General features: G+C 46.7%; 26 protein-coding genes. 23 read left to right on the top strand and 3 right to left on the bottom strand.

The features are described from left to right. Nucleotides 1-654, top strand: a complete 654-nt coding sequence (locus AC27IJ_RS04210; RefSeq protein ID WP_312447367.1) for a potassium channel family protein — start codon at nt 1-3, stop codon at nt 652-654. A gap of 21 nt (nt 655-675) precedes the next feature. Continuing rightward, on the top strand, nt 676-879 hold the full coding sequence (locus AC27IJ_RS04205) for a FeoB-associated Cys-rich membrane protein (protein ID WP_487147620.1): 204 nt from the start codon (nt 676-678) through the stop codon (nt 877-879). Nucleotides 880-941: 62 nt separating this feature from the next. On the opposite strand, the gene AC27IJ_RS04200 is transcribed toward AC27IJ_RS04205, so the two are convergent. Next, on the bottom strand, nt 942-1,967 hold the full coding sequence (locus AC27IJ_RS04200; protein WP_312447365.1) for a PTS sugar transporter subunit IIC: 1,026 nt from the start codon (nt 1,965-1,967) through the stop codon (nt 942-944). Nucleotides 1,968-2,214: 247 nt separating this feature from the next. On the opposite strand from AC27IJ_RS04200, the gene AC27IJ_RS04195 reads away from it, so the two are divergent. Then, entirely contained in the window at nt 2,215-3,483 is a 1,269-nt protein-coding gene (locus AC27IJ_RS04195; RefSeq protein ID WP_487147617.1) for a CobW family GTP-binding protein, read from the top strand. Between the two features lie 67 nt (nt 3,484-3,550). After that, nucleotides 3,551-4,504, top strand: a complete 954-nt coding sequence (locus AC27IJ_RS04190; protein WP_312447363.1) for a TIGR03943 family putative permease subunit — start codon at nt 3,551-3,553, stop codon at nt 4,502-4,504. 136 nt (nt 4,505-4,640) lie between these two features. Here AC27IJ_RS04190 and AC27IJ_RS04185 read toward each other — a convergent pair whose 3' ends face one another. Both AC27IJ_RS04185 and AC27IJ_RS04180 read right to left on the bottom strand, forming a co-directional pair. Then, nucleotides 4,641-5,027: a VOC family protein gene (locus AC27IJ_RS04185; protein WP_312447362.1), complete on the bottom strand. Its 387-nt coding sequence runs from the start codon at nt 5,025-5,027 to the stop codon at nt 4,641-4,643. A gap of 283 nt (nt 5,028-5,310) precedes the next feature. Next, nucleotides 5,311-6,720 carry a polysaccharide deacetylase family protein gene (locus AC27IJ_RS04180; RefSeq protein ID WP_312447361.1) on the bottom strand — a complete coding sequence of 470 codons (1,410 nt, stop codon included), beginning with the start codon at nt 6,718-6,720 and terminating at the stop codon, nt 5,311-5,313. A 192-nt stretch (nt 6,721-6,912) separates the two neighbouring features. On the opposite strand from AC27IJ_RS04180, the gene AC27IJ_RS04175 reads away from it, so the two are divergent. The 19 genes from AC27IJ_RS04175 (at nt 6,913) to cobK (ending at nt 25,054) form a co-directional block, all read left to right on the top strand. Further along, the gene (locus AC27IJ_RS04175; RefSeq protein ID WP_312447359.1) at nt 6,913-8,148 is read left to right on the top strand and encodes a D-alanyl-D-alanine carboxypeptidase family protein; all 1,236 of its coding nucleotides are present in this window, start codon (nt 6,913-6,915) and stop codon (nt 8,146-8,148) included. A 208-nt stretch (nt 8,149-8,356) separates the two neighbouring features. Then, on the top strand, nt 8,357-9,874 hold the full coding sequence (locus AC27IJ_RS04170) for a sensor histidine kinase (RefSeq protein ID WP_487147613.1): 1,518 nt from the start codon (nt 8,357-8,359) through the stop codon (nt 9,872-9,874). Continuing rightward, on the top strand, nt 9,846-10,655 hold the full coding sequence (locus AC27IJ_RS04165) for a response regulator transcription factor (RefSeq protein ID WP_312503431.1): 810 nt from the start codon (nt 9,846-9,848) through the stop codon (nt 10,653-10,655). Before AC27IJ_RS04170 ends, AC27IJ_RS04165 begins: the two co-directional genes overlap by 29 nt. A gap of 177 nt (nt 10,656-10,832) precedes the next feature. Beyond that, a complete protein-coding gene (locus AC27IJ_RS04160) occupies nt 10,833-12,377 on the top strand; it encodes a sugar ABC transporter ATP-binding protein (protein ID WP_312447355.1) in 1,545 nt (514 codons plus the stop codon). 2 nt (nt 12,378-12,379) lie between these two features. After that, nucleotides 12,380-13,429, top strand: coding sequence for an ABC transporter permease (locus tag AC27IJ_RS04155; RefSeq protein ID WP_312447354.1), 1,050 nt, complete (start codon nt 12,380-12,382; stop codon nt 13,427-13,429). A 26-nt stretch (nt 13,430-13,455) separates the two neighbouring features. After that, nucleotides 13,456-14,529, top strand: a complete 1,074-nt coding sequence (locus AC27IJ_RS04150) for an ABC transporter substrate-binding protein (protein ID WP_312447353.1) — start codon at nt 13,456-13,458, stop codon at nt 14,527-14,529. A 130-nt stretch (nt 14,530-14,659) separates the two neighbouring features. Then, nucleotides 14,660-15,700 (top strand): TRAP transporter substrate-binding protein, encoded by a 1,041-nt coding sequence (locus tag AC27IJ_RS04145; RefSeq protein ID WP_312447351.1) that lies wholly within the window; start codon nt 14,660-14,662, stop codon nt 15,698-15,700. Between the two features lie 223 nt (nt 15,701-15,923). After that, nucleotides 15,924-16,172 (top strand): PspC domain-containing protein, encoded by a 249-nt coding sequence (locus tag AC27IJ_RS04140; RefSeq protein ID WP_038280661.1) that lies wholly within the window; start codon nt 15,924-15,926, stop codon nt 16,170-16,172. 86 nt (nt 16,173-16,258) lie between these two features. Continuing rightward, nucleotides 16,259-16,579 (top strand): PadR family transcriptional regulator, encoded by a 321-nt coding sequence (locus AC27IJ_RS04135; RefSeq protein WP_312447350.1) that lies wholly within the window; start codon nt 16,259-16,261, stop codon nt 16,577-16,579. Continuing rightward, nucleotides 16,576-17,319, top strand: a complete 744-nt coding sequence (locus tag AC27IJ_RS04130) for a DUF1700 domain-containing protein (protein ID WP_487147607.1) — start codon at nt 16,576-16,578, stop codon at nt 17,317-17,319. The genes AC27IJ_RS04135 and AC27IJ_RS04130 overlap by 4 nt, the downstream gene beginning before the upstream one ends. Further along, a complete protein-coding gene (locus AC27IJ_RS04125) occupies nt 17,316-18,224 on the top strand; it encodes a DUF4097 family beta strand repeat-containing protein (RefSeq protein ID WP_312447348.1) in 909 nt (302 codons plus the stop codon). Before AC27IJ_RS04130 ends, AC27IJ_RS04125 begins: the two co-directional genes overlap by 4 nt. A gap of 94 nt (nt 18,225-18,318) precedes the next feature. Beyond that, nucleotides 18,319-18,507 (top strand): PspC domain-containing protein, encoded by a 189-nt coding sequence (locus tag AC27IJ_RS04120; protein ID WP_025233585.1) that lies wholly within the window; start codon nt 18,319-18,321, stop codon nt 18,505-18,507. Between the two features lie 153 nt (nt 18,508-18,660). Beyond that, on the top strand, nt 18,661-18,882 hold the full coding sequence (locus AC27IJ_RS04115) for an alpha/beta-type small acid-soluble spore protein (protein ID WP_025233584.1): 222 nt from the start codon (nt 18,661-18,663) through the stop codon (nt 18,880-18,882). 246 nt (nt 18,883-19,128) lie between these two features. Continuing rightward, nucleotides 19,129-20,322 (top strand): cobalt-precorrin-5B (C(1))-methyltransferase CbiD, encoded by a 1,194-nt coding sequence (gene cbiD / locus AC27IJ_RS04110; protein WP_312447347.1) that lies wholly within the window; start codon nt 19,129-19,131, stop codon nt 20,320-20,322. Between the two features lie 3 nt (nt 20,323-20,325). After that, the gene (cobI, locus tag AC27IJ_RS04105) at nt 20,326-21,003 is read left to right on the top strand and encodes a precorrin-2 C(20)-methyltransferase (protein WP_487147603.1); all 678 of its coding nucleotides are present in this window, start codon (nt 20,326-20,328) and stop codon (nt 21,001-21,003) included. A 2-nt stretch (nt 21,004-21,005) separates the two neighbouring features. Beyond that, on the top strand, nt 21,006-21,770 hold the full coding sequence (gene cobM / locus AC27IJ_RS04100) for a precorrin-4 C(11)-methyltransferase (protein ID WP_312503425.1): 765 nt from the start codon (nt 21,006-21,008) through the stop codon (nt 21,768-21,770). Next, nucleotides 21,770-22,864 carry a cobalt-precorrin 5A hydrolase gene (locus AC27IJ_RS04095; RefSeq protein WP_487147600.1) on the top strand — a complete coding sequence of 365 codons (1,095 nt, stop codon included), beginning with the start codon at nt 21,770-21,772 and terminating at the stop codon, nt 22,862-22,864. The genes cobM and AC27IJ_RS04095 overlap by 1 nt, the downstream gene beginning before the upstream one ends. Next, the gene (gene cobJ / locus AC27IJ_RS04090) at nt 22,861-23,601 is read left to right on the top strand and encodes a precorrin-3B C(17)-methyltransferase (RefSeq protein WP_312447341.1); all 741 of its coding nucleotides are present in this window, start codon (nt 22,861-22,863) and stop codon (nt 23,599-23,601) included. The genes AC27IJ_RS04095 and cobJ overlap by 4 nt, the downstream gene beginning before the upstream one ends. Next, the gene (gene cobK / locus AC27IJ_RS04085) at nt 23,594-25,054 is read left to right on the top strand and encodes a precorrin-6A reductase (protein WP_313258847.1); all 1,461 of its coding nucleotides are present in this window, start codon (nt 23,594-23,596) and stop codon (nt 25,052-25,054) included. Before cobJ ends, cobK begins: the two co-directional genes overlap by 8 nt. Nucleotides 25,055-25,062: the final 8 nt, after the last annotated feature.

Raw genomic sequence — 25,062 nt, 5'->3', positions numbered from 1 at the left:
ATGAAATCAGTATTAATTATTGGACTTGGCCGGTTTGGCCATCATCTGTGTCTTAATATGGCGAGGCTTGGAAATGATGTTATGATCGTGGACCAGAAGGAAGAGTGTCTGGAAGACTTACTTTCATATGTTACCAGTGCAAAGATTGGTGACTGCACCAATGAAACGGTATTAAAAAGCTTGGGAATCGCTAATTTCGATCTGTGTTTTGTGTGTATCGGAACGAATTTCCAGAGTAGTCTTGAGATCACCAGTCTGGTCAAGGAGCTGGGAGGCAGAAGAGTGATCAGTAAGGCAAACCGTGATATACATGCCAAATTCCTGCTGAGAAACGGAGCGGATGAAGTCATTTATCCGGATCGGGATATTGCAGAAAAACTGGCTGTCCGCTACAGCACGGATCATGTGTTTGACTATATTGAGCTGACCCCGGAATATTCTATCTATGAGATCCCACCTCTTCCGGAATGGGTGCATAAATCCATAAGGGAAGCGGATATCAGAAACCGGTATCATATCAGCGTCCTGGGAATTAAGCGGGAAGGCAGGGCTCAGCTCATGCCGCCGGCAGATTATGTGATTCAGGCTCAGGAGCATTTGATGGTGATTGGCAAAAGAGAGCATATTGAGCATATACTAAAGGAACTAAAGTAGGGAAGCAATAGGAGGTTTGGTATGCCTGTATGGTTAGCTTCTAATGGTTCGACGGTTTTAGTAGCCCTTGTAATTTTGATGCTGGTGTGTATTTCAGTCAGACAGTTTATAAAAAACAAGGGAAAAGGCGGCTGCGGACATTGCGGCGGGTGCTGCAGCCATTGCAGCGGAGGCTGCGGCCAATGTGTCTTTAGAGATGCTGATGAGGAAAAGAAGGAATTATAAAGAGGAAAAGGCGGAAGGAGGATGCCCATTTGTTTTATGGCATCCTACTCCCGCCTTTTCTATTATTTTAAATCCAGCTTTAAGTCTCCGAATTTGATCCAGCCGATTTTTCTAAGTATTTCACCGAACAGCAGTGTGAGAAGGGCAGGCAGGAGGAAGCAGACCATCAGGATTCCAAGCCACATGAAGGATCCGCCTTTCATTGCAGTGTAGACACCGATGGGGCCTACCAGCCCGCAGGTGCCCATGCCGGAGCCTGCAGGTATGTTTTTCAGCTGGAATACCATGGTTGCGATTGGGCCCGTTATCATGGAAGCCAAGGTAGGGGCGATCCAGATCTTTGGATTTTTCACAATGTTTCCCATTTGCAGCATACTGGTGCCAAGGCCCTGGGCCATAAGTCCGCCTATTCCATTTTCCCGGAAGGAAAGGACGGCAAAGCCGATCATCTGCGCGCAGCAGCCGGCTGTGGCAGCACCTCCTGCCAGGCCGTCTAAGGATAAGGCGATACAGATGGCAGCGCTGCTGATGGGCAGGGTGAGGGCGATGCCGATTAAGGCAGATACCAGGATTCCCATAAACAATGGCTGCAATTCGGTAGCTGTTTTCACAAGGACGCCAAACCAGTCCATGAAGCCTGCTACGCCCGGTCCTATGGACTGTGCAATGAGGACTCCGGAAATGATGGTCACTCCAGGAGTGACCAGAATGTCCAGCCGTGTTTCCTTTGAAACGATCTTTCCAAGTTCTGTGGCAACCACCGTTGCAGCGAGAGCTCCCACGGGTCCTCCAAGAGCATTGCCGGCGATGCCCACGGTTGCTGCGGAAAAAAGGACCAGGGCAGGGGCGTGAAGGGCATAGGCAATGGCAACGCCCAGGGCTGCTCCGGTGGCACTTTTTGCGTAGTCCGCGATCACATTGAAAATAGTGAGACTGAATTGCTGGCCCAGAGTACCGAATATGGTTCCGATCAAAAGAGACGCAAAAAGGCCAAATGCCATAGCACCCAATGCATCAATGAGATAGGTCTGGACAGTAATTGTGACGTTTTTCCTCTTCAGGAACTCTTTTACGCCGCATTTTTCCATATTAAAAATCTCCTTTAAATAGTTTGGTGCACACATTTGACCTTTGTCAAAGCAGTTGACATGTATTCTACCATAAAATTACCGGATTGCAAGTTTTTATGCAGAAAATTGTAAAAATTGATAATTTTTAAACAATATCCGCAGGAAAAACCCATGGGCCGCAGCTTGACTTTGCTTAAGGTTTGTGACACAATAAATAAATGTAATTTCATGTAAAACTCTGGAAAGAAAAGAGGTACCTATTGATATGACGAAAATTGATATTATTTCCGGTTTCCTTGGAGCCGGAAAAACAACTTTTATTAAGAAACTGCTGCAGGAAGCCATTGCCGGAGAGCAGGTTGTCCTGATTGAAAATGAGTTTGGTGAGATCGGTATTGACGGAGGTTTTTTAAAGGATGCGGGAATTGAGATCCGGGAAATGAATTCCGGCTGTATCTGCTGCTCCCTGGTAGGTGATTTCGGTAAATCCCTTGAAGAAGTTCTGACAAAATACCATCCGGACCGTGTGATTATTGAACCGTCAGGCGTGGGTAAATTGTCCGATGTCATGAAAGCGGTTGTTGATGTGGCTTCTGAGATGGAGGTGACCTTAAACAGTGCGGTTACCATCGTGGATGCGCAAAAGTGCAGGATGTACAGAAAGAATTTTGGAGAGTTTTTCAATAACCAGATCGAGAATGCGGGAACAGTTGTATTAAGCCGTACCGATATCGCTCCTTCCGACAAGGTGGATCAGGCAGTCCAGATTATCCGGGAACTGAATCCAAAGGCGTCTGTTGTGACGACTCCATGTGAAGAATTGAGCGGAAAACAGCTTCTGGAGATTATAGAAAAACCGGATACCATGGCAGAGGATTTGATGAAAGAAGTGAGAGAACGACGCCATCATGAGGAGGGCGGCGGCCATGACCACCATCACGATCATGAGGAAGCATGCGGCTGCGGCGGCCACCATCATGACCATGGGGAAGGGGAGTGCGGCTGCGGCGGCCACCATCATCATGACCATGAGGAAGAGGAATGCGGCTGCGGCGGCCACCATCATGACCATGAGGAAGAGGAATGCGGCTGCGGCGGCCACCATCATGACCATGAGAAAGAGGAGTGCGGCTGCGGCGGCCATCACCATGACCATGGAGAAGAGGAGTGTGGCGGCGGCCATGACCACCATCATGATCATCACCATGATCACGGCGAGGAATGCGGTTGCGGACACGACCATAGCCATCATGCGGATGAAGTATTCAGCAGCTGGGGACTTGAGAATGTAGCCCCTATGAGCAAAGAGGAGCTGGACAAGATCCTTGAAGAGCTGGCTTATGGAGATAGTTTTGGAGATGTACTTCGTGCCAAAGGCATGATTCCAGGTGAGGAAAAGGGCACATGGCTTTACTTTGATCTGGTTCCTGAGCAATACGAGATCAGGAACGGAGCGCCGGAATATACCGGCAAGGTTTGTGTGATCGGAGCGAATTTAAAGGAAGAGGAACTTAAGAAATCCTTTGGAAGATAAGCAGAATGGAGGGAGCCCCTTTCAGGGATACCTATACCCTGAGAAAAAGGGCAGGAAAGAGGAAATCATGAGCAACACGGATACAATGGAAGACGACTTTATGCCGGTATTCCTTATAAATGGATTTTTGGAGGCTGGAAAGACCCAGTTCCTTCAATTCACCATGGAGCAGGATTATTTTCAGTCTGACGAAAAAACGCTGCTGATTGTTTGTGAAGACGGTGAAACCGAATATGACCAGTCGCTGTTAAAGCGAACCAGGACAGCAGGAGTATTTATAGAAAGCATAGAGGAGCTGAATCCGGACAGGCTTCTGGAGCTGGAACTGCTTTATAATCCGGAACGGGTTTTGATCGAGTGGAATGGAATGTGGAACCAGGACGACTTAAAGCTTCCCGCCGATTGGAGAATCTATCAGCAGATCACTCTGGTCGATATGTCCACCTTTGATTTGTATGCTGCCAATATGAAGCCTTTGCTGTATTCCATGGTCCGTAATTCAGAAATGGTCATTTGCAACCGCTGCGACGGAATAGAAGACTTATCCGGTTACCGGCGGACCCTTAAGGCTATGTGCACCAAGGGAGAGATCGTATTTGAAGATTCCGATGGAGAGGTCAATGAGATCCCGGAGGAAGATTTACCCTATGATATGAGTGCCGACGTGGTGAGCATTTCACCGGAAGCCTATGGGATCTGGTATATTGATTGTATGGAAAGACGGGACCGTTATGAAGGAAAGACCGTGGAGTTTACGGCTATGGTTTTGAAAACTCCTGATTTTCCGAAAAATTATTTTGTACCAGGACGCATGGCAATGACCTGCTGCGAGGATGATATGACCTTTTTGGGCTTTGTCACCAAGGCCAGAGAAGCCAAGGAGCTGGAAACAAAGCAGTGGGTCCGTGTCAGAGCCAAGATCGTATACGAGTTCTGGAAGGATTATGAAGGAGAAGGCCCTGTCTTGTATGCGGAGTCTGTGGTTCCGGCTCAGCCAATTAAGGGATATGTGCAGTTTTAGAGAAAAAAAGATTGTTTTCAAAGATATGATTTTGGGCTGACAGAAAGCCGCCCTGCTGACAGAAAATCAGCAGGGCGGCTTTATTGAGCTATGAAGATTATTTTGCTCATTTTGTTCGTATGGCACAAGGAGGCCTCTATACAAACAAACACCACCTGATTCCATATTTATCAATTAAATCTGTCATCAGAGAACTAAATTCGCATGGTGCAAGCGGCATAAGAATTTTAGCATCTGCTTTCAATATTTCATAGGCTCTCCTCACTGCATCCTCATTTCCTTCTCCGTAATGCAGACAAAACTGCATGACATTTCCTGTAATTGTCTCCCCGCTTCTGATGGCATATTCTGAATTTCGTTCTGCAACCGCTAAGATTTCCCCTTGAATATCGAGCTCAGCATGATAAAATGTTCCGTCATTGTTAGGATAACTGCTTATAAGCGTAGCGTCGAAAGCTTTTTGATAAAGTGCTACGGCTTTATCACTTCTTGTAACGTATGCTTGCATCATCGACCTTTTCATAATAAACCTCCTGAATATTATTCGTGTTGTGCACCTTCTCAGGCTATTGTCAACTGCAACAAATTTATCCATCTCCCGCAAAGCTCAACCATACAAGAGACCACTTTCTTTTCCCAGTATAACAAAATCCGGCTGCTTTTACTATTCCTTTCGTTTTTTTTTTGGACAACTAATTTTAGGCAAGAGAAAAGCCGCAGGCTTTAAAAGTCTGCGGCTTTTCTAAAAGATCCCAGTCCTCCTGATTGACGGAGGTGCTGTCTGTATATTTTTTGTTTTTAACAGATTACATGGGAGGTACCGGTGTCGGTCTTGCCGGATCAAAAACATCAGGAACATTAAATAGATCCGTTAAGCTGTTGGGATAATAAAACATCCGGTATCCGTCAAGGTTTCTGCGGGCCTGGCGGAAGTAGTCGGCGCCCATCTGCATCCAGGTCGGCTTGCTGGCATCTACGTTACAGAAATAACGGAAGCCAAGAGATTTTAAATATGTAAAACGTTCATTATCATCGGTATAAGGAGTCCAGCTTCCGATATCACTTCCAAAGGGGAAGAGAATAATATCTGTGGGTCCGATCAGGGATTCAACATTGCGTTCCCATTTGTCACTGTCCGCCTTAAAATGGCCCATGGATATCGTTCCCATATTCCGATGACCCCAGCTGTGGGAGGACAGCTCCCAGCCATGATCCTTTAGGGCCTGGGCTACCTTTGCAGCCTGTTCCCGGTCTGCTTCATAATTGGGATTGGTGCTCTTATAGGATTCATCTGTCCGGTATCCCAGGATCCCGTTATAACCGGTAAAGGCCAGGATTCCCCGGGCTCCTTTGTAGGAAAAGCCGGGATGGGTTTTTATGAAGTTTTCAAGAATCGGCACCAGATCATAGTCGCCAACAGAAACGCTGCCGTCAGCCATTGTCATCTCGCAGGTAGGATATCCATCCTCTCCGATGACCATACGGGTAGCAAAGCCGTCGCCCTGCATATATTCGTAATAGCACACATCATCCTGTGACAGGACAAAGGCTTTCTTTCCTGGAGGAAGCATGATATCACCGTAAACAAATTTTGGATTGCCGTTCTCATCCTTCGTCTCATAAGCCAGGTCATGGATCTTCACAAGAACATATCCCTTGTCATACATGGACTGCATGATTTTAAGAAATTCTGATTTGGTGGTCATCATCTGGTTGTAACCCGCCTGCTTGGAATCCCCGTCAAAGGCTTTTGAAGTGTCTATGATAAGGGAATGGAAAAAAACATGGGTGGCATCCTGGGGATTGAACCGAACAAGGGCCTCCTTGGCGGTATTATAACCTGCAATGGCAGAGGTCACTTCTTCCCTTGTGCTGAGATCGGGATCAGACTGGAGAAGGCTGATCGCCCCGTCGTAATCGTATTCCAAAGAAAGGGCTTCTGCCTGGGAAAGAAAGGACTTTAATTTCTCCTCAAGGGCTTGTTCGCTTGTTGTGGTCTCTTCGGGAGAAGGAGTCAGTGTTCCATCTCCGGAAGGCTGTTCTGCGACTGAAGTATCTGCGGGCAATGCCTTGTATTTTAACCTTTTGTTAATCGTAATTCCGCATAGTGTTAATACGGCAACGATTAAAATTCCAAGAAGAACGATTAGGATAACCTGCAATGTGTTGTTCCGGCCTCCGCCAGAATTTCGTCCACGAAAATCATGTCTGTTCATAGCTCAACCTCTTAATTCTGTAGTATTGGGGCAGTATTTATTGATAGATTTTAAACATACCCGGTACAAGTATAGCATACTTTGTCAGAAGATGAAACGAAAAGATGGTAATTATTTTTGGAAAAAATGGCATATGTATGGGAAGAAGTCCCATACAATGATACAAAGGAATTTTAGGGGATCGTGTATCATATGAAGAGAGTTACGGCATTTATTTTAAGCTGTCTTCTGCTGTTTTTCTGTTTATGCTTTCCGGCGGCAGGGCAAGAGCCGGATGTGGCGGTAGCCTCGGACATGATTATCCAGGCAGAAGAGGCGAAAAAGGTGAATGCGGAGGGCGGACCGGCTTTGCAGTCCCCCAGCGCCGTTCTGATGGAAGCGTCAACCGGACAGATTATCTATGAAAAGAACGCGGATGAAAAAAGAAGCCCGGCGAGTATTACGAAAATTATGACTTTGATACTTATTTTTGATGCGCTGGATTCTGGCAAAATCAAGCTGACGGATGAGGTTGTGACCAGTGCTCACGCAAAGTCTATGGGAGGTTCACAGGTTTTCCTGGAAGAAGGAGAAGTGCAGACGGTGGAAACCCTGATCAAGTGTATCGTTATCGCTTCAGGGAATGATGCCTCCGTAGCCATGGCGGAATACATAGCAGGAACAGAAGACGAATTTGTTAAGATGATGAATGAGCGGGCGGCAGGACTTGGGATGACAAACACTCATTTTGAAGATTGCTGCGGACTTACCGAGTCCGTCACCCATGTGACTACGGCCAGGGATATTGCGATTATGTCAAGAGAATTGATTACCAAATATCCTCAGATTCATAACTATTCCACCATATGGATGGAGAATATCACCCATGTGACAAAACAGGGAACAAAAGAATTCGGCCTTTCCAATACCAATAAGCTTTTAAAGATGGCCACGAATTTTACCGTGACCGGTTTAAAGACCGGCTCCACATCAGTGGCTAAATATTGTCTTTCCGCAACAGCGGAAAAGGAGGGGGTCCGCCTCATTGCCTCAATTATGGCAGCCCCGGATTACAAGGTCAGGTTTGCCGATGCCCAGACTCTTTTGAACTATGGATATGCCAACTGCAAGCTGTATGAGGATAAGGAAATGCTTCCTCTGCCCGATATGGTAGTGGATAATGGAGTAACGGATCAGGTTCCGTTGCAATATGGGGGATCCTTTTCTTATTTAAGCCTTAAGGGAGAAGATTTCTCCACCATTGAAAAGAAGCTGGAGCTGGAACCTTCCATCTCTGCACCGGTAGAAGAGGGACAGAAGGCTGGAAACCTTATTTACACCCTTGGAGGGCAAAAGATAGGAGAAGTTCCCATATTAACTGCCGAGGCAGTCAGGGAAGCCAAATTTACCGATTATTTTAAGCGCCTTTGGAGGGCCTTTAACCTGTAATATGTTCATGGGATAGACACTTCCCTGTAAGAGGTACACAAAAATGAATCTGTGTATCTCTTACAGGGTATCTTTTCGTTTGCTCTAAGAAAAAGAGACGATATACCTTGACGTTTTTCCTTCTTTCTGCAAAGATATTGACGGAAGGTCAATGAAAGGATAAGATAAGTTAGTGCATGGGAAAAAACGAATCAGGGGAGGAAAACAGGTGGGAGATCGATTGCTTGCCCTTTGGTATCAGATGTCTTTGAAGCGGAAGCTGTACGTGATCATCGGAAGTGTGGGGATCATTATGGCGGCTTCCATCTTCATCAATCTGAAAGTGGCATATATTTTTATAAACGATGTGAGCATTATCATGGATGACAACCTGGCCTGTTACAAGTTCCAGGAGTCCATGGAGAATGAGAGCGGATTGTTTGCCCAGCTGCTGGCAAACAATACTTCGGAAAACAAGGCGGCATACCGGCAGGCCTGCCAGGAGACCAGAGAATATTTAAACAGCCTGCCCTATGATTATGCTAAAATCGGGGAAGAACGTTATGGGATCACCTGGAACATCAAAAACAGCTATGATACCTATGAAAAGCAGCGGGAAAAAGTAGTGGAAATGAATCAGAATGACCCCAGCTATATCAGGGAGCTGTACAAAACATATAATATGCAGAAATATCTGGACCTCTATGGAGCGCGTCTGACCAAGGTGGTTTTAATGGGAGGGAATGATTATTACGAGATCCAGATCCCTGTGCTTAAGCGTATGCCTTACATTCTGGTCGCCATCAGCATCCTCGCTTTTTTTGTGCTTATGATCCTTTTGCGTTTTATTACGGGCAGCATTGTAAAAACAGTGGTGCAGCTGGCTACGGTCTCAGGTAAGATTGAGAAGAACGATTTTTCATCCCCAGACGTCCATTGGGATGGAAGGGATGAGATCGGACAGCTGGTAAGCGCATTCAACAAGATGAAGCATGCCACCCGGGACTACATCACTGCGACGGAGGAGAAACGGCTGATGGAAGAAAAGCTGTACCGGCAGGAACTGGAGAGGGCAGAGCTTGAGAAGCGGTTTTCCATGGCCCAGCTTCAGCTGATCAAAAGTCAGTTAAATCCCCATTTTCTCTTTAATACACTGAATATGATCACCAGGATGGCACAGATGGAGGAAGCACCGGTGACGGAGGAAATGCTTGTGGCAATCAGCAGCCTTCTTCGTTACAGCCTCCGAACGTCCAATGCCTTTGAGCCTCTTGAGCAGGAGCTTAAGGTAGTAAAGGATTATATATACATCCAGAAGATGCGTTTTGGAGAACGGATTCAATGGGAAATCATCTGCAGCAAGGACTTATACAAGGAAGAGGTGCCTGTCTTCATGCTGCAGCCATTGGTGGAAAATGCGGTAATTCACGGGATACAGGAAAAGGAAAATGGAGGAAGCATCAACATACGGATCGAGAAAAAAGGTGAGCTTTTATGGATATCCGTAGCGGATACGGGAAAGGGCATGGACCCGGAAACCCTGACAGCTATCAGGAAAGCCATTGAAACAAAGGGGACAGGCCTTGGAATCGGGCTGGGAAATATATATAGAAGGATTTCTTATTACTACGAATATGGGAAGGTAACCATTGACAGCGGAGAAAACAGCGGCACAGTGGTACAGATAGAATTTGGTCGGAGAAGGGAAATAATGGATCATGTATCGGTTAATGATAGTGGAAGATGAAATGATAGAGCGAATTGTGCTCAAAAAGATGCTTCTGAAGAAATTTGGAGAGGAATGTCAGATCTTTGAGGCTCAGAACGGAAAAGAGGCAGTGGAGATTTTTAAAAGGGAAGATATCCAGGTGGTGATCCTGGATATTGGTATGCCGGGAATGAACGGAATCCAGGCTGCGGAAATCATGAGGAAGGAAAATAAGGATTGCTGCCTTATTTTCCTGACGGCCTACGACCGCTTTGACTATGCGAAAAAGGCGATTTCCATCAGAGCTATGGAATATCTGCTGAAGCCTTATTCCCAGAAAGAGGTCTTGAACGTGGTTGAGGAGGCTCTGCGGATTGCCGGTGAACAGGAGGATCAGCAGGGGGAAATCAAACCGCATAAGGAAAGAGAAGAGGCAGATGCCCATCCGGTTTTGGATGAGGAGTCTGATTTTAGCGGCAGCCGTTTGTCTGTGATGACATCCATGGTGGAGGAATATATCCGGTCCAATTATATGAATGATATTTCCATGAGCGAAACAGCCAGGGCCGTGGGATATTCAGAGCCTTATTTTTGCAGGATGTTCAAGCTGCAGTTCGGGCAAAGCTTTACCTCTTATCTGGCGGAATACAGAGTGGAGGAAGCGAAAAAGCTGCTGGCACAGCCTAATGTGAACGTAAAGGAGGTAGGAGTCAGAGTGGGCTACATGGATTCCAATTATTTTACAAAGGTTTTCAAACGGCAGGAAGGGGTAAATCCTTCGGAGTACAGAATGTCCAGTCTGAAAGACCTCCAAAGTTAATCTGATTGTTAAAATGCCTGTCATGATGAGATGACAGGTATTTTTTTATGTACATTTGGCTGAAAAGATAAAATTCTACTACGGATGATAAAAAGTTACGATAGAATCTGTCGAGGCGTGTCGGTATAATGAATTCAAACACAGAGAGTGTATATAAAGCAGAGAGGAGGAAGGGGCATGAAACAGGAATTGTTTCGAATGGAAGGGATAAGTAAAAGCTTCCCCGGAGTCAAGGCTCTCGATAAAGTAAGTCTGTCAGTGAATAAGGGGGAGGTCCTGGGGCTTGTCGGTGAAAACGGAGCCGGTAAATCCACCCTGATGAAGATTTTATCCGGTGTTCACCGGGCAGATGAAGGTGAAATATTCATTGAAGGAAATAAGGTGGACATTGATTCCGTTGCAAAGGCCCATGAGCTTGGTGTGTGTATCATCATGCAGGAGTTAAATATGTGCGGTCATCTCAGTGTGGCAGACAATATATTCATCGGCAGGGCTCATAAAAAAGGAATTTTCATCGATGACGGCAAGATGCATGAGGAAGCGCAGAAGATCCTTGATGATCTGGGTATTGAACTAAATACCTATGCCCATGTGGGAAGCTTAAGCATTGCTCAGCAGCAGATGGTAGAAATTGCAAAAGCGATCAGCTTTAATTCGAAAATACTGGTTCTTGATGAGCCGACAGCAACCCTTACTGAAAAGGAGATCGAGCAGCTGTTTGGGATCATCCGCCGCTTAAAAGAAAAGGGAGTGGGTATGGTTTATATTTCCCACCGAATGGCGGAACTTAATCAGATCTGTGAACGGGTTACGATTATCAGGGATGGCCAGTACATAGGCACCAGGAATTTAAATGAGATCACCATGGATGAACTGGTAAATATGATCGTAGGACGTTCTTTGGAGGATAAATATCCTAAATACAAGCGTAACATCGGAGAAATAGTTCTTGAGGCCAGAAATGTCCGCAGAGGCACGAAAGTAAATGCGGATTATTTTTGTGTGAGAAAAGGAGAAATCCTTGGAATATCAGGACTGGTAGGAGCTGGAAGAACAGAGCTTATGCGCTGCATCTTCGGTGCGGATCAGGCGGATTCCATGGAGCTTACGCTGGAAGGCAAACCAATCAAGGTCAACTCTGTGATCCAGGCCATTAAGCATGGGATCGGATATGCTACGGAGGACCGGAAGCGTGATGGTCTGGCTCTTGGCCTTGATATTAAATATAATACGAACATGGCCCATCTTCCAAACATTACCCATTATGGATTTATCAATGATAAGGAAGGGCTTAAGAATGCGGAAAAATATGTAGAGCTTCTGCGTACGAAAACCCCAAGCGTGCATCAGCTTTGCGGAAATCTTTCCGGAGGCAATCAGCAAAAGGTAGTTTTAGCCAAATGGCTGTGTAATGATGTAAAGGTGCTGATCGTTGACGAACCAACCAGGGGAATCGATGTAGGAGCCAAGTACGAGGTGTATGAGCTGTTTAACAAGTTAAGCGCCCAGGGAGTGTCCATTATCATGATTTCTTCTGAACTGCCGGAGATCCTTGGCATGAGCGACCGGATTCTGGTCATTCACCAGGGTGAAATCAACGGAGAATTAGATGCAAAGACCGCTACTCAGGAAGATATCCTGTATCTTGCGGCAGGTTATAACAAACTAGAAGGAAAACCGGCGCCCGTGTTATCAGGCAGCGGTAATAGAAAGGGAGAGTAAGGATGGGAAACTTAAAAGCAATGGTGCAGGAAAAGAAAGGCGGTTCGTTCAACAAGCTAAATGCAGCCACACGGCGGGCAATCTACTCACTGTGCATCCTGGTCGGACTGTTTGTGCTGTTTTCGATTCTTCAGCCTGCTAAATTTTTAGCCCCGGCCAATTTACAGAATCTTCTGCAGCAGATCGTTACCTATACCATCATCGGCTGCGGCCTGACCTTCTGTCTGGTCTGCGGAGGAAACGATTTATCTGCCGGCGCTTCCATGGCACTGTCAGGCATTATTATGGTATCACTTCTGATGCAGGGACTGCCTCTTGTGGTATGTATCGCACTTTGCCTGGTCATGGGTATCATGACAGGTATTATGAATGGATTTTTTATTGAAATTCTGGGCGTTGTGCCATTTGTTGCAACTCTGGCAACCCAGTGGGTATACCGAGGCATGGCAAACGTGCTTGTAAACGGTGCACCTCTGTATACAACGAACATTCCTTCTAAGGAGATTCAGAAACAGTTTTACGTTCTGGGCGGCGGAAGGATCGGAGGGGATGGACTTCCCTACAGCGTTATCATTACTTTGGTTTATGCTATAGTTTTAGGAATTGTTCTTGCAAAAATGCGGATCGGACGCCAGATTTATGCCTGTGGTTCCAACTTAGAGGCTGCAAAGCTTTCCGGAATTAATGCAGTAAAGACACGTATGTTTGCATATTGTATTTCCGGTTTATCCGCAGCAATCTGCGGAATCCTGGTTGCTTCCCGTCTTTCCAGTGCCCAGCCTACGGCAGGAAACGGTTATGAGATGGAAGCGATTGCAGCGTCTGTATTGGGAGGCATCTCCATCCTGGGTGGAGAAGGAACGATTCTTAATACGGTAATCGGAGCCTTGATGATGGGAGTAATCCGGAACGGACTGAACTTAAACGGTGTCAATTCGTTCTGGCAGCAGATGATCGTAGGTATTATCCTGTTGATCGCAGTGGCATCTCAGACAGCGAAGAAGAGCGGAGACTTAGGGGCAATCAAGCGGTTTTTTGGCTTGAAAAAATAAAACAATCAATTCAGGAGGAAAGAAGAATGAGAAAAGTAACGGCAGTTTTGTTGGCAGCGGCTATGGCAGTTGCCGGTCTGACCGGCTGTGGAAGCCAGTCAAGCAATGCTACTACCGCAGCAGAATCCAGCCAGGGGGCGGCTACTGAAAAGGCGGAAGAATCAAAAGATTCCGCTAAGGGTGAAACAACAAAGGGAGAGAAAACCATTTACGTAATTGTAAAGGTTCTTGGAAACCAGTATTGGAGCGTGCTTCAGGCCGGTGCAGAACAGGCCGGTAAGGAACTGGGCTGCAACGTAGTAGTAGTAGGAACTGCTCTGGAATCAGATATAGAAGGCCAGCTCACTCTGCTGCAGAATGCAGTATCCGCACAGGCAGATGGAATCGTTATCGCTCCTTTAGACAGCGTATCCCTTGACGCGCCTATTACAGAAGCGTATAATTCAGGTATCCCGGTAGTTCTGGTAGATACAGTGATCAAGAGCGAAAACTACAGCGCAGCTCTTCTGACCAACAATGTGGAAGCAGGAAAGGTTGCTGCTGAGGAACTGATCCGCAGAATGAAAGATCAGGGAGTTTCTGAAACAGAAGATGCCCAGATCGCCATTCAGGTTGGTTCCACCGGTTCTCAGACAATCAATGACCGTGTTAAAGGCTTTGACGAGTACTGGAAGGATAATGCTCCTGAGAAATGGCAGGTATTAAACAACGATATTAAGGTAAACGATGGAGATATCAGCAAGGCAGTAGGCTTCTGCCAGGACTTTATCACCACATATCCTAACTTAAAAGCAGTGTTTGGTCCTAACAACGGTTCTACCGTAGGCTTTGTAACCGGCCTTACAGAATCCGGACGTACTGACATCACCATGGTTGGATTTGATTTCTCTGCTGAAATTGAAACCATGATCCGCAGCGGCGAATACGATGTTTCTTCTGTAGTACAGCGCCAGTATTATATGGGATATGACGGCGTAAAAACAGCTCTTGAGATGTCCGATGGAAACCAGGTAAGAGAAAAAACTGTGGATACAGGCGTAATCCTGGTAAATACTGATAATGTGGATGACCCTGAGGTTCAGAGCATTATTAATCCATAACCAGTAGGCAAAAACCCGCAGCAAGCTAAAGGGTATTTGACTCTTGCATCTGGCCCACTGCTTACAGAAATCATATAAAATATTAAACGCTTCCTCTGTGCCCAGGGGAGGCGTTTTGGGGGTAAAAGGAATGGACAAACGGATTGCAAGAAGGGCGGCTTTGGTCTTTTTCGTGGCAGCTGCAGCTTACTTTTTTTTCATTCTCCTGAAATTGGGGAATCCTTTGGGTACTCTTTTTTTTAGGGGACGGAAAGAAGCGCCGGAATATGTGTTTTCCTACGCGGATAACCAGCCGGAAGATTATCCCACGGTACAGGGAGCAAGAAAATTTGCAGAGCTGGTGCAGGAAAAGACATCCGGAAGGATCCGGATCAATGTGTTTGCTGGCGGTGAAATGGGAAGTGAAAATGAAGTGGTGGAACAGCTTCAATACGGCGGGATCGATTTTGCCCGGTCTTCGGTTATGATGCTTACCGAAATAAAACCCAAGTTTAATGTACTGCAGCTCCCTTATCTGTACCGGGATGAAAAGCATATGTGGAAGGTGTTGGACGGAGTGATCGGAGAAGAATTTAAGGAGGAGCTGGAAGGAAGCGGTCTTGTGGCCCTTTCCTGGTATGATGCAGGCGCCAGGCATTTTTACAATTCCACCGGTCCCATCAAATGTGTGGAGGATATGAAAAAAATGCGCATCCGCGTTGCCAACTCCGACATGATGTCGGCTATGGTGGAGGCTCTGGGAGCCAGGGCGGTGCCAATGGCTTATTCCGAAGTATATGCGGCTCTGGAGACCAGCACCATCGATGGAGCGGAAAACAACTGGCCTTCCTATGAAACCATGAGGCATTATGAGGTGGCGAAATACATCACACTGGATGCCCACAGCAGGATTCCTGAGATGCAGCTTGCCTCCCAGGCCACATGGGAAAAATTGAGCGAGGCGGACAGGGAGGTCATCACTGCCTGCGCAGAAGAGTCCGCCAGGTATGAAAGACGGCTGTGGGAGATTCGTGAGCAGAATGACAGGGAGCGGCTGACAAAGGCCGGCTGTGTTATCACGGAACTAAGTTCGTCGGAACAGGTGCGCTTCCGGGCGGCCGTCATGTCGGTATACCAGATGTACTGCAGCGAATATATTGATGTGGTGAACCGGATTGCCCAGATACGGTGACGGATTGTTTTATTTACAGGATAGAGTGATCATAACGGATGGTTTCAAGCTGAGTTGCTTGATAGCATCCGTTTTTTTGTTTTTTCAGGGGGAGGTTAAAATTTTTTTGATAGGTGTTGACAAGTAATATTATATGGCATATAATATTATTATACGACGTATAATATAGAGAATAAAACAATATTATATATCAGTTCAATAGAAGAAAGGAAGGTGGGCAATCGTGGAACCAAAACGTTTGTACCGGTCTGTAAAGAACAGAGTCCTCTGCGGTGTATGCGGCGGCATTGGAGAATATTTTCAGGTGGATCCTGTTATGATAAGGCTGATATGGGTTCTTCTGATGTTTCTACAGTCGTGGCGCCATTTGTTCCGTTCGTTCATGGGATTTTCCCTGGTGGGAGGAAGCCTGGTTCTCTACATCATCGCTGCGGTCATCATACCCCAGGCGCCAAAGGATGAAACAAGATAGCGTTTCTTAAAGTATCAAGAATACACCCTTCGGGTATACCAGTAAGCCCGGAGAACATAGGCAATAATAAGAATAGGAGTGGGCACATGGTATTTAACACAGGAGCGGCATTATTGGACGCCATTGTCCTTGCGATAGTGTCAAAGGATCAGGAGGGTACCTATGGTTATAAGATCACTCAGGACGTGAGAAATGTCATTGAGATTTCTGAATCGACCCTTTATCCGGTACTCCGAAGATTGCAGAAGGAAGAGTGTCTGGAGGTTTATGATTTGGCATTTGACGGAAGAAACCGAAGATATTATAAGATTACGGAAAAAGGAAGGGTTCAATTGAATCTCTATAAAGGTGAGTGGGAAGGCTACTCCCAGAAGATATCCCGGATTTTTGAGGAGGCACATATATGAGCAGGGATGAGTTTATGAGAGAGCTGGAGTATCTGCTTTCGGATATTCCAGATAATGAAAAGGCGGATGCCATCGAATATTACAGGGACTATATGGAAGAAGCGGGGCCGGAAAATGAAGAAAAGGTAATAAGAGAGTTTGAAAGCCCTGAGCGGATAGCAGCCATTATCCGTTCCGACATATCCGGGAATTTGAAGGATGGAGGAGAATTCACGGAGACCGGCTATCGGGATGAACGGTTTAAAGATCCAAATTACCAGATGGCGCATCGGTATGATCTTCCGGAGGTATCCGATGACGGCCGATACGGTCACGAAGGACAGGAGAAAAAGCATAACAGGCGAAGAAGAGGCATGGATGGTAACCGTACCGTAAAAACTGTTTTATGGATCATATTAATCATTGCAGCTTCGCCTATCCTTATGGGAATCGGAGGAGGTCTTGTTGGCTTGTTAGGAGGAATTTTAGGCTGCCTTTTGGCAGCAGTTGTTGGAGTCGGGGCGCTGACCTTTGCTCTTTTAGCGGCCGGGGTTGGTTTGATTTTGGGCAGTGTCGTCTCCATGGTGATTCATCCCTTAAGCGGAGCCCTGCTTTTAGGGCTGGGAGTCCTGTTCCTTGGCTTAGGAATGATCGCTCTGGCCCTCTGCGGTTCTTTTTATGGGAGCTTTCTTCCATTTCTTTTCAGAAGCTGTGTGAATGCCCTTAGCAGGTTATTACATGGAAGGAGAGGCCGTTTATGAAAAGGTTTATAAAGATTTGTTTGATTGCCGGAAGTGTCTGCGTCCTGATCGGCGGGGGGATTTCAGCCGTAGCCGCTGTGTTGGGAGGAAATTTATGGGATATCGTACCTCAAAGAGCCCTTGAGTGGAGAAGGGAAATTTCAGGCGTCACCCTGGATGGTTTCTGGGATGAGGTAGATTTTGTAAATTTAGATCTTAGCATTCCAGAGGTTTTTAATAAAGGAGAAAAAGGGCAGGAAATATTTTCTTCTGCGAAAGTTAAAAAAATGGATATAGTAATACGTACAGGAAACGTGGTTTTTGAGGAAGATCCCCAGGGAAGTGAGGTTAAAATTTTCTGCAACAGGGACCAATCCTGTTATACTCTGTACGCAGAAGATGATGATTTAGAGCTTCAGGAATATGATGGCTGGAAAAGAAAGGATGGCCCGGAGCTGCTTTTTACGGTCCAGGTGCCAAAGAATTACCGATTTTCCGAAGTTGACTTACAATCAGTACATTCAAACCTTTTTTCAGGAAGTGAGGATTTCGGACCGGCTATGACATCCCAGGCTCTTTCTGCGGATGAACTGACAATTGAAACAAAGGCCGGCGTCATAAAGATCAATGGCGGCAGCGTAGGAAATCTTCAGGTGAAAAGCAGTGCAGGCGCTGTGGAATTTTTAGGAAGAACTACCGGAGACATTGAGGCAATATGCCAGGCCGGCACCATAAGGCTTGAACTTGCCGGGAAAAAGGAAGATTACAATTACGATATCCAGTGCAAGATGGGAGCTGTCAAGGTTGGAGACGAAGGCACTGCGGCCCTACAGGGAAAGAAGCAGACGGATAACGGGGCTGGAAAAGATATGGATCTGGATTGTAGGACAGGAGCGATCCAGGTAGATTTTATGAATGAATTATAATGTAACTCCGTCTAACCGATTATCGGAAAGACTTTTGTTTCCGATAATATAATTATAGTATTTACAGGTCAAATAGCAGAAAGGAGATAAACAAATGGAAGACAATCAGAAAAAACTATACCGTTCCGATACAGACAAAATGCTTTGCGGGGTATGCGGCGGAATTGCGGAGTACTTTAACGTGGATTCTACCCTCATCCGGCTTTTGTGGGCAGTGCTGGCCTGCACAGGCACGGGGATTGTGGCCTATTTTATTGCGGCCATTATCATCCCCAGAAGATAAAAGGGTTTTTAAAAGCAGGAAACAAAAAAGCAGGCTGCTGCGGACCAGAGTTCAGCAGCAGCCTGCTTTTTTTAATACTGGAAGAAATTTACGTTTAATTCTCCTGGTAGGGGGCATACTCTCTTTAGATTTAAGAAAAGGAGATTTGAAAATATGTCAAAGGGAAAGAAAAACGAACCATTTGATCCTCGTAATATGAAGCCGGAGGAAATACTTAAATTTGAAATTGCAACAGAGCTTGGCCTTGGTGATAAGGTAATAGAGAGCGGCTGGCGCAGTCTGAGTGCAAAGGAAAGCGGACGTATCGGAGGCCTGATTACAAAAAGAAAAAGAGAAATGAAAAATGAAGCTCTGTTAAAGGGTGAAGAAGTATAGAAAATACCCTGCGGGTATCCCTTGATGTCCGTAAAGCATGGGCAGAAGAAGAAAACTTAGGAATTTTCTTGCACCGTAAGGGAATATATTTTATAATGGACCTCAAAGAGGAAATATCCTGCGGGTATCCCTTTACGTCCGGTAAAGCGGGACAGGCTCTGCACAGAAAGCATTGGCGGGAAAGAGGAGATACGTTTCGGATATTCCGTGATGCCTGGAAAGAATGGGCAGGAAAGATGCAGGACGATGGAAAAACAGGAATTAAGAAGCGGATTCACAACAGGAACCTGTGCCGCTGTTGCTGCCAAGGCAGCAGCGGTCATGCTGTTAACCGGGTGTGAATTACAACATATGACACTTATGACGCCAAAAGGAAGGTCGGCTGATCTTCCTCTTTTTCATGTTATCCTGAGACAGGAAAAGGCGGTATGTGCAGTTAAAAAGGATGCAGGAGATGACCCTGATGTAACACATCAGGCCATGGTGTTTGCCAGTGTTCAATATTCTGATGAAAAGAAAGAAAGGCAGGCCGCAGGAATCTACCGCAGAGACGGAGAGGAGGGGAAAGACCCTCTTTTTCTCACTGCTGGAGAAGGGATCGGCTGGGTGACAAAACCTGGATTATCCTGTCCTGTGGGCATGCCGGCCATTAATCCAGTTCCCCGTGACATGATCTTTTGCGGAGTGGAGGAAGCCAGAAAGGAAGCGGGCTTTGATGGTTCCTTAACAATTACCATCTGGATGCCGGAAGGAAAAAAACTGGCGGAGAAAACTTTTAATTCCAGGCTGGGAATTGAAGGCGGGCTTTCTATACTGGGAACAACAGGAATCGTTAAACCCATGAGTGAAGAGGCGCTGATTGCCACCATACGTCTGGAATTACATATGAAGGCGGTGTCAGGAAAGAAACAGGTGATTCTTGTTCCGGGAAATTATGGTGAAGCTTTTATACAGGAAACACTTGGCCTTGACTTAAAGGATGGCGTGATCTGCAGCAATTTTATCGGAGAAGCTTTACAATCGGCGGGTGAGGAGGGGTTTCACCAGATCCTGTTTGCAGGGCATATCGGGAAGCTGATTAAGACTGCAGGAGGTGTACCCAATACCCATTCCAAATATGGGGACCGCCGCATGGAAATATTGTGGGACTGCACTGCTCCTTTCTCAGAGGACGGGGACGGATTAAAAGATAAGATTCTGACAGCCAATACCATGGAGGAGGCCGCGGGAATCCTTAAAAGCTTAGGGATTTTAGAGCCTGTTATGGAAGAGGTGGTGGACAGGATCCAGGGATATATGACTCTCTGGTCAGGAGGGAGAAAGGTGGAAGTGGTGACATTTTCCACGATGTACGGTATACTGGGAATGAGCCGGGGAGCAATGGAGCTTATCGGCTTGTTTTCCGGTACAGAGTCCGGACGGAAAGAACAGGAGGAATAAACAATGGCTGGAATCATGTACGGGATCGGTGTAGGGCCGGGAGATCCGGAGCTTATGACATTAAAAGCGGTAAAAAGGATCAGGGAATTAAATGTCATTGCCATTCCCCATAAAAATAAAGAACAGTGTACGGCATATCAGATAGCAAGACAGGCAGTGCCGGAAATAGAAGAAAAAGAATGCCTTCATCTGCATATGCCCATGACAAAAGATGAAAATGTGCTTAAGGAAAGCCATGATCAGGCGGCCAGAACGGTAATGGAGTATTTAAACAGGGGAGAGGATGTGGGATTTATCACCCTGGGGGATGTGAGCATTTATTCCACCTTCACCTATCTTATGGAACGGCTTTGGAAGGAAGGCTATGAAACCCGCTTAGAAAGCGGAATTCCATCCTTTTGCGCCGTGGCGGCAAAGCTTGGAGTCCCTCTTGCATCAGGAGCAGAGGAGCTTCATATCATACCGGCCTCTTACCAGGTAAGAGATGCCTTAAAGCTGCCTGGAGTAAAAGTGCTTATGAAGGCTGGCAGGCAGATGGAAGCGGTGAAAAGAGAACTGAAAAACTGTGGAGCCAGCGCCGTAATGGTGGAAAACTGTGGGATGCCGGATGAACGGATCTATCGTTCCCTGGAAGAGATTCCAGAAGATGCCGGCTATTATTCTTTGGTGATTGTGAGGTAAGTATGGTACATATTGTAGGAGCAGGTCCGGGAGCGCCGGACTTAATTACAGTGAGAGGCAAGGAACTGCTTGAAAGGGCGGATGTGATCATTTACGCTGGCTCTTTGGTAAACCCAGCCCTTTTGGAATACAGAAAAGCCCAGTGTCAGGTTTATGACAGTGCTAAAATGACCCTTGAGGAAGTAATTGCGGTTATGGCGGAGGCAGAACGGGAAGGAAAGATGACGGTAAGGCTCCATACCGGCGATCCCTGTATTTATGGCGCAATCAGAGAGCAGATGGATGAACTGGAGGAAAGAGGGATCCCTTATGATGTATGTCCGGGAGTCAGCTCTTTTTGTGGTGCAGCCTCCTCCCTTAAGATGGAATATACCCTTCCTAAAGTGACCCAAAGCGTGATCATTACCCGCATGGCAGGCAGGACACCGGTGCCGGAGCGGGAATCCATCGCTTCCTTTGCGGCACATGGAGCTACTATGGTAATCTTTTTAAGCACCGGTATGCTGGATCAGCTGTCAGAGGAACTGATAAAGGGCGGTTATCTTCCGGATACACCTGCCGCTATCGTCTATAAGGCCACCTGGGAGGACGAGAAGACCATAAGCTGTACGGTGGAAAGCTTAAATGCAAGTGCCAGACGGGAGAATATAAAGAAGACAGCCCTGATTCTTGTGGGCAATGCGGTAGCCCAGAACGGCTACGAACGTTCCAAGCTTTATGACCCGGTTTTTACTACGGAATACAGGAAGGGAACGGGGGACGATTGATGAAGCTTTCGATCATCTGCTTTACGGAAGCAGGAGCCAGGCTCAGCGTAAAGTTAGTTAAAGAATTAATAAAAGCAGGACAGCCTTGTGAAGCCTATGGTCGGTCAGGGCTTCTTAAGTCCTGCCCTGACGGGGATCTCATGATCCCTGTTTCTGCATGCCTTTCAGAATGGACCAGGGAGCAGTTTTTACAGAAAGATGGAATCGTGTTTATTGGAGCGGCTGGCATTGCAGTCCGGGCAATTGCACCCTTTTTAAAGAGTAAGGCAGAAGACCCGGCCGTGGTGGTCATGGATGATATGGGCAGATTTTCCATTTCCCTTTTATCCGGTCACTTGGGAGGAGCCAATGAACTGGCAGAACGGCTGGCAGGAATGGCGGGTGGTCAGGCAGTTATTACCACTGCCACGGACATTCATGGAAGATTTGCAGTAGACTTATTTGCCAAGGAGCAGGGACTGGTCATTACAGAATTAAAAAAGGTAAAAATGATTTCCTCCGCCATACTTAAGGGTGAAAATGTAGGATTTCACTGCGATTTTCCGGTTTCAGGAAAGCTTCCTTCCGGACTTATCCCAGGGGAGGCCTGTGGTGTAAATCTTTGGATCACCATAAAGGAAAGCGGGAAAGAAGAACCCCTTAAGGAATCCTTAAAGCTGGTTCCTAGGCTTCTGGTTTTGGGAATCGGATGCAGAAAAGGGGTTCCTGCCAAAACCATAGAAAAGGTTCTTGACCGGTTTTTCAAGGAATGGAACTTATCTCAGGAAGCACTGACTGCGTGTGCCAGCATTGATTTAAAGAAGGAAGAAGAGGGCATCTGCCGGTTCGCTGCTTCTAAAGGAGTCCCGTTTTACACTTATCCGGCGGTCGTGCTTGAAGAAACAGAAGGGGAATTTACTTCCTCCTCCTTTGTCAAGCAGGTCACCGGAGTTGATAATGTATGCGAACGGGCGGCCCTTGCCTGCGTAAAGCAATTAGGCGGCGGTAAACTGCTGGTAAAAAAACAGGCGGCAGACGGGGTGACGGCAGCTGTGGCTGTCCTGGATTGGAAGGTGCAATTAGATCCGTTTAATTCTTTAGGAGGTAACTTATGACAAAGTCAGGAAAACTTTACGTGGTAGGAATTGGGCCAGGTTCCTATGAGGATATGACCATAAGAGCCATTAAGGCCCTGGAAGCGAGTGAGGTCATAGTAGGGTATACTGTATACATAGATTTGATCAAGGAGCATTTTCCGGATAAGGAGATGCTTGCCACGCCGATGCGCAGGGAACAGGAGCGTTGCTTGCTTGCCATTGAGGAAGCAAAAAAGGGAAAAACCGCAGCCATGGTATGCAGCGGAGATTCAGGTGTTTATGGCATGAGCGGGTTGATCCTTGAGATTGCCCGGTCAGAAGAAGACCTTGAGATTGAGATCATACCCGGAGTGACTGCGGCCTTAAGCGGAGGTGCGGTTTTAGGCGCTCCTCTGGGCCATGATTTTGCGGTTATCAGCTTAAGCGATCTGCTAACTCCCATGGAATTAATTGAAGACAGGCTTAGGGCTTCCGCCCAGGCAGACATGGTCATCTGTCTTTATAATCCTTCCAGTAAAAAGAGGGCCGGTTATTTGAAGCGAGCCTGTGAGATCGTAATGGAATACAAAAAACCGGAAACAATCTGCGGCCTTGTAAAAAATATTGGCAGGAAAGAGGAAGAAATGGCGGTCATGACTCTGGAAGTACTAAGAGATACCCAGACAGATATGTTTACCACCGTTTATATAGGAAATTCCATGACAAAATTGATCAACGGCAGGATGGTAACACCACGAGGATATAAAAATGTGTAGAGTTCTAATATTTGGAGGCACCACGGAGGGCCGGATCCTGGCGGAATACTGCCATGAAAAGAAAATAAACGCATGGGTCAGTGTGGCTACCGGATATGGAAGGTCAGTACTTTTGGAAAGTCAGTATCTCCACATTCATGAGAAACCCATGGCTGCCCATGAGATGGAAGGTTTTATCGAACAAAACGGCATCACTCTTGTACTTGATGCCACTCACCCCTATGCCACGCTGGCAAGTGAGAACATACGCTCCGCCTGCAAACGGACAGGAACTTCCTGCAAAAGGATTGTAAGAGAGTCTTCCGAAAATTTAAAGCTGGGAGATCAGGGGGAAGGAAAGGTACTGTGGGTCAGTGACTTAGAAGAAGCGGTCCTTGCCTTAGATAAAATACCTGGAAATATTCTTGTCACAACAGGAAGCAAGGAGCTTTCTGCCTTTACCAAACTTGACTCCTGGGAAGAACGGGTTTTTGCCAGGGTCCTTCCTGGCCTGTCTGTAATCTCTGCCTGTGAGCAGCTGGGGCTTAAGGGGAAACATTTGATTGCCATGCAAGGCCCTTTTACCGCCGAGATGAACCGGGCCATGATAAGACAGTATGACATTAGCTGTCTGGTGACAAAAGAAGCAGGACATGCGGGAGGCTTTCCGGAAAAGATGGAGGCAGCAGCGGAATGCGGGATAACGGCAGTTGTCATCGGGCGTCCTGGCAAGGAAGAAGGAATGACTGTCAGGGAGGCCAAGAAGCTATTATCCGATTATAAAGAGGAGAAGGCCCAGTTTCAGGCAATGCCGGAGCTTCAGATCCGGACTGGGAAGAGAAAGGTATCCCTGATAGGAACCGGCATGGGCGGAGAGGATCAGATGACCGTTAAGGCATGGAAGGAATTGCAGCAATGCGATGTGATCTTCGGTGCAGAGCGGATGCTCTCCGGCATTTCTCCTGCAATTTCCCGAGCCGTTAAAATGCCCTTTTATACAAGTAAGGACATTCTGCCCTATCTTCAGGAGCATGAGGAGTATACCAGGATCGGAATCCTGTATTCCGGTGACACAGGCTTTTACAGCGGGACCAAAAAGATGGCGGAGGCATTGGCCCAGGAACCATATTGCCAAAGATATGACACGGTGGTTCTGCCGGGAATCTCATCGGTTTCTTATTTGTGCTCCCGGCTGAAAACGGACTGGGAGGATGTACGGCTTGTGAGCCTTCATGGCCGGACCTGCGACATGATAAAAGAATTAACCCTTTATCCCAGGGTATTTGTCTTGTTGGACGGAATCAATACGGTGAAAAGTCTGTGCCGGCTTCTTAAGGAACAGGGATTTCACGAAGTCAGGCTGTCCGTAGGAGAACGGCTTTCCTATCCGGATGAACGGATAACCGTTGGAACGCCGGAGGAGCTTAAAGAGCAGGATTTTGATATGCTGTCGGCTGTATTAATAGAGAGATAAGGTATAAA

Source organism: Lacrimispora sp. YZC11, from assembly GCF_057543815.1.
This window is presented reverse-complemented; position numbering and strand designations above follow the sequence as displayed.

Bases quoted from the DNA above. Each gene is read 5' to 3' on its own strand.
- AC27IJ_RS04155 (WP_312447354.1), top strand. From the start codon at position 12,380: ATGGGAAACTTAAAAGCAATGGTGCAGGAAAAGAAAGGCGGTTCGTTC.
- AC27IJ_RS04185 (WP_312447362.1), bottom strand. From the start codon at position 5,027: ATGAAAAGGTCGATGATGCAAGCATACGTTACAAGAAGTGATAAAGCC.
- AC27IJ_RS04125 (WP_312447348.1), top strand. From the start codon at position 17,316: ATGAAAAGGTTTATAAAGATTTGTTTGATTGCCGGAAGTGTCTGCGTC.
- AC27IJ_RS04130 (WP_487147607.1), top strand. From the start codon at position 16,576: ATGAGCAGGGATGAGTTTATGAGAGAGCTGGAGTATCTGCTTTCGGAT.
- AC27IJ_RS04200 (WP_312447365.1), bottom strand. From the start codon at position 1,967: ATGGAAAAATGCGGCGTAAAAGAGTTCCTGAAGAGGAAAAACGTCACA.
- AC27IJ_RS04195 (WP_487147617.1), top strand. From the start codon at position 2,215: ATGACGAAAATTGATATTATTTCCGGTTTCCTTGGAGCCGGAAAAACA.
- cobJ (WP_312447341.1), top strand. From the start codon at position 22,861: ATGACAAAGTCAGGAAAACTTTACGTGGTAGGAATTGGGCCAGGTTCC.
- cobM (WP_312503425.1), top strand. From the start codon at position 21,006: ATGGTACATATTGTAGGAGCAGGTCCGGGAGCGCCGGACTTAATTACA.
- AC27IJ_RS04150 (WP_312447353.1), top strand. From the start codon at position 13,456: ATGAGAAAAGTAACGGCAGTTTTGTTGGCAGCGGCTATGGCAGTTGCC.
- AC27IJ_RS04160 (WP_312447355.1), top strand. From the start codon at position 10,833: ATGAAACAGGAATTGTTTCGAATGGAAGGGATAAGTAAAAGCTTCCCC.
- cobK (WP_313258847.1), top strand. From the start codon at position 23,594: ATGTGTAGAGTTCTAATATTTGGAGGCACCACGGAGGGCCGGATCCTG.
- AC27IJ_RS04180 (WP_312447361.1), bottom strand. From the start codon at position 6,720: ATGAACAGACATGATTTTCGTGGACGAAATTCTGGCGGAGGCCGGAAC.
- AC27IJ_RS04120 (WP_025233585.1), top strand. From the start codon at position 18,319: ATGGAAGACAATCAGAAAAAACTATACCGTTCCGATACAGACAAAATG.
- AC27IJ_RS04175 (WP_312447359.1), top strand. From the start codon at position 6,913: ATGAAGAGAGTTACGGCATTTATTTTAAGCTGTCTTCTGCTGTTTTTC.
- AC27IJ_RS04190 (WP_312447363.1), top strand. From the start codon at position 3,551: ATGAGCAACACGGATACAATGGAAGACGACTTTATGCCGGTATTCCTT.
- AC27IJ_RS04115 (WP_025233584.1), top strand. From the start codon at position 18,661: ATGTCAAAGGGAAAGAAAAACGAACCATTTGATCCTCGTAATATGAAG.
- AC27IJ_RS04095 (WP_487147600.1), top strand. From the start codon at position 21,770: ATGAAGCTTTCGATCATCTGCTTTACGGAAGCAGGAGCCAGGCTCAGC.
- cbiD (WP_312447347.1), top strand. From the start codon at position 19,129: ATGGAAAAACAGGAATTAAGAAGCGGATTCACAACAGGAACCTGTGCC.
- cobI (WP_487147603.1), top strand. From the start codon at position 20,326: ATGGCTGGAATCATGTACGGGATCGGTGTAGGGCCGGGAGATCCGGAG.
- AC27IJ_RS04145 (WP_312447351.1), top strand. From the start codon at position 14,660: ATGGACAAACGGATTGCAAGAAGGGCGGCTTTGGTCTTTTTCGTGGCA.
- AC27IJ_RS04135 (WP_312447350.1), top strand. From the start codon at position 16,259: ATGGTATTTAACACAGGAGCGGCATTATTGGACGCCATTGTCCTTGCG.
- AC27IJ_RS04205 (WP_487147620.1), top strand. From the start codon at position 676: ATGCCTGTATGGTTAGCTTCTAATGGTTCGACGGTTTTAGTAGCCCTT.
- AC27IJ_RS04210 (WP_312447367.1), top strand. From the start codon at position 1: ATGAAATCAGTATTAATTATTGGACTTGGCCGGTTTGGCCATCATCTG.
- AC27IJ_RS04165 (WP_312503431.1), top strand. From the start codon at position 9,846: ATGTATCGGTTAATGATAGTGGAAGATGAAATGATAGAGCGAATTGTG.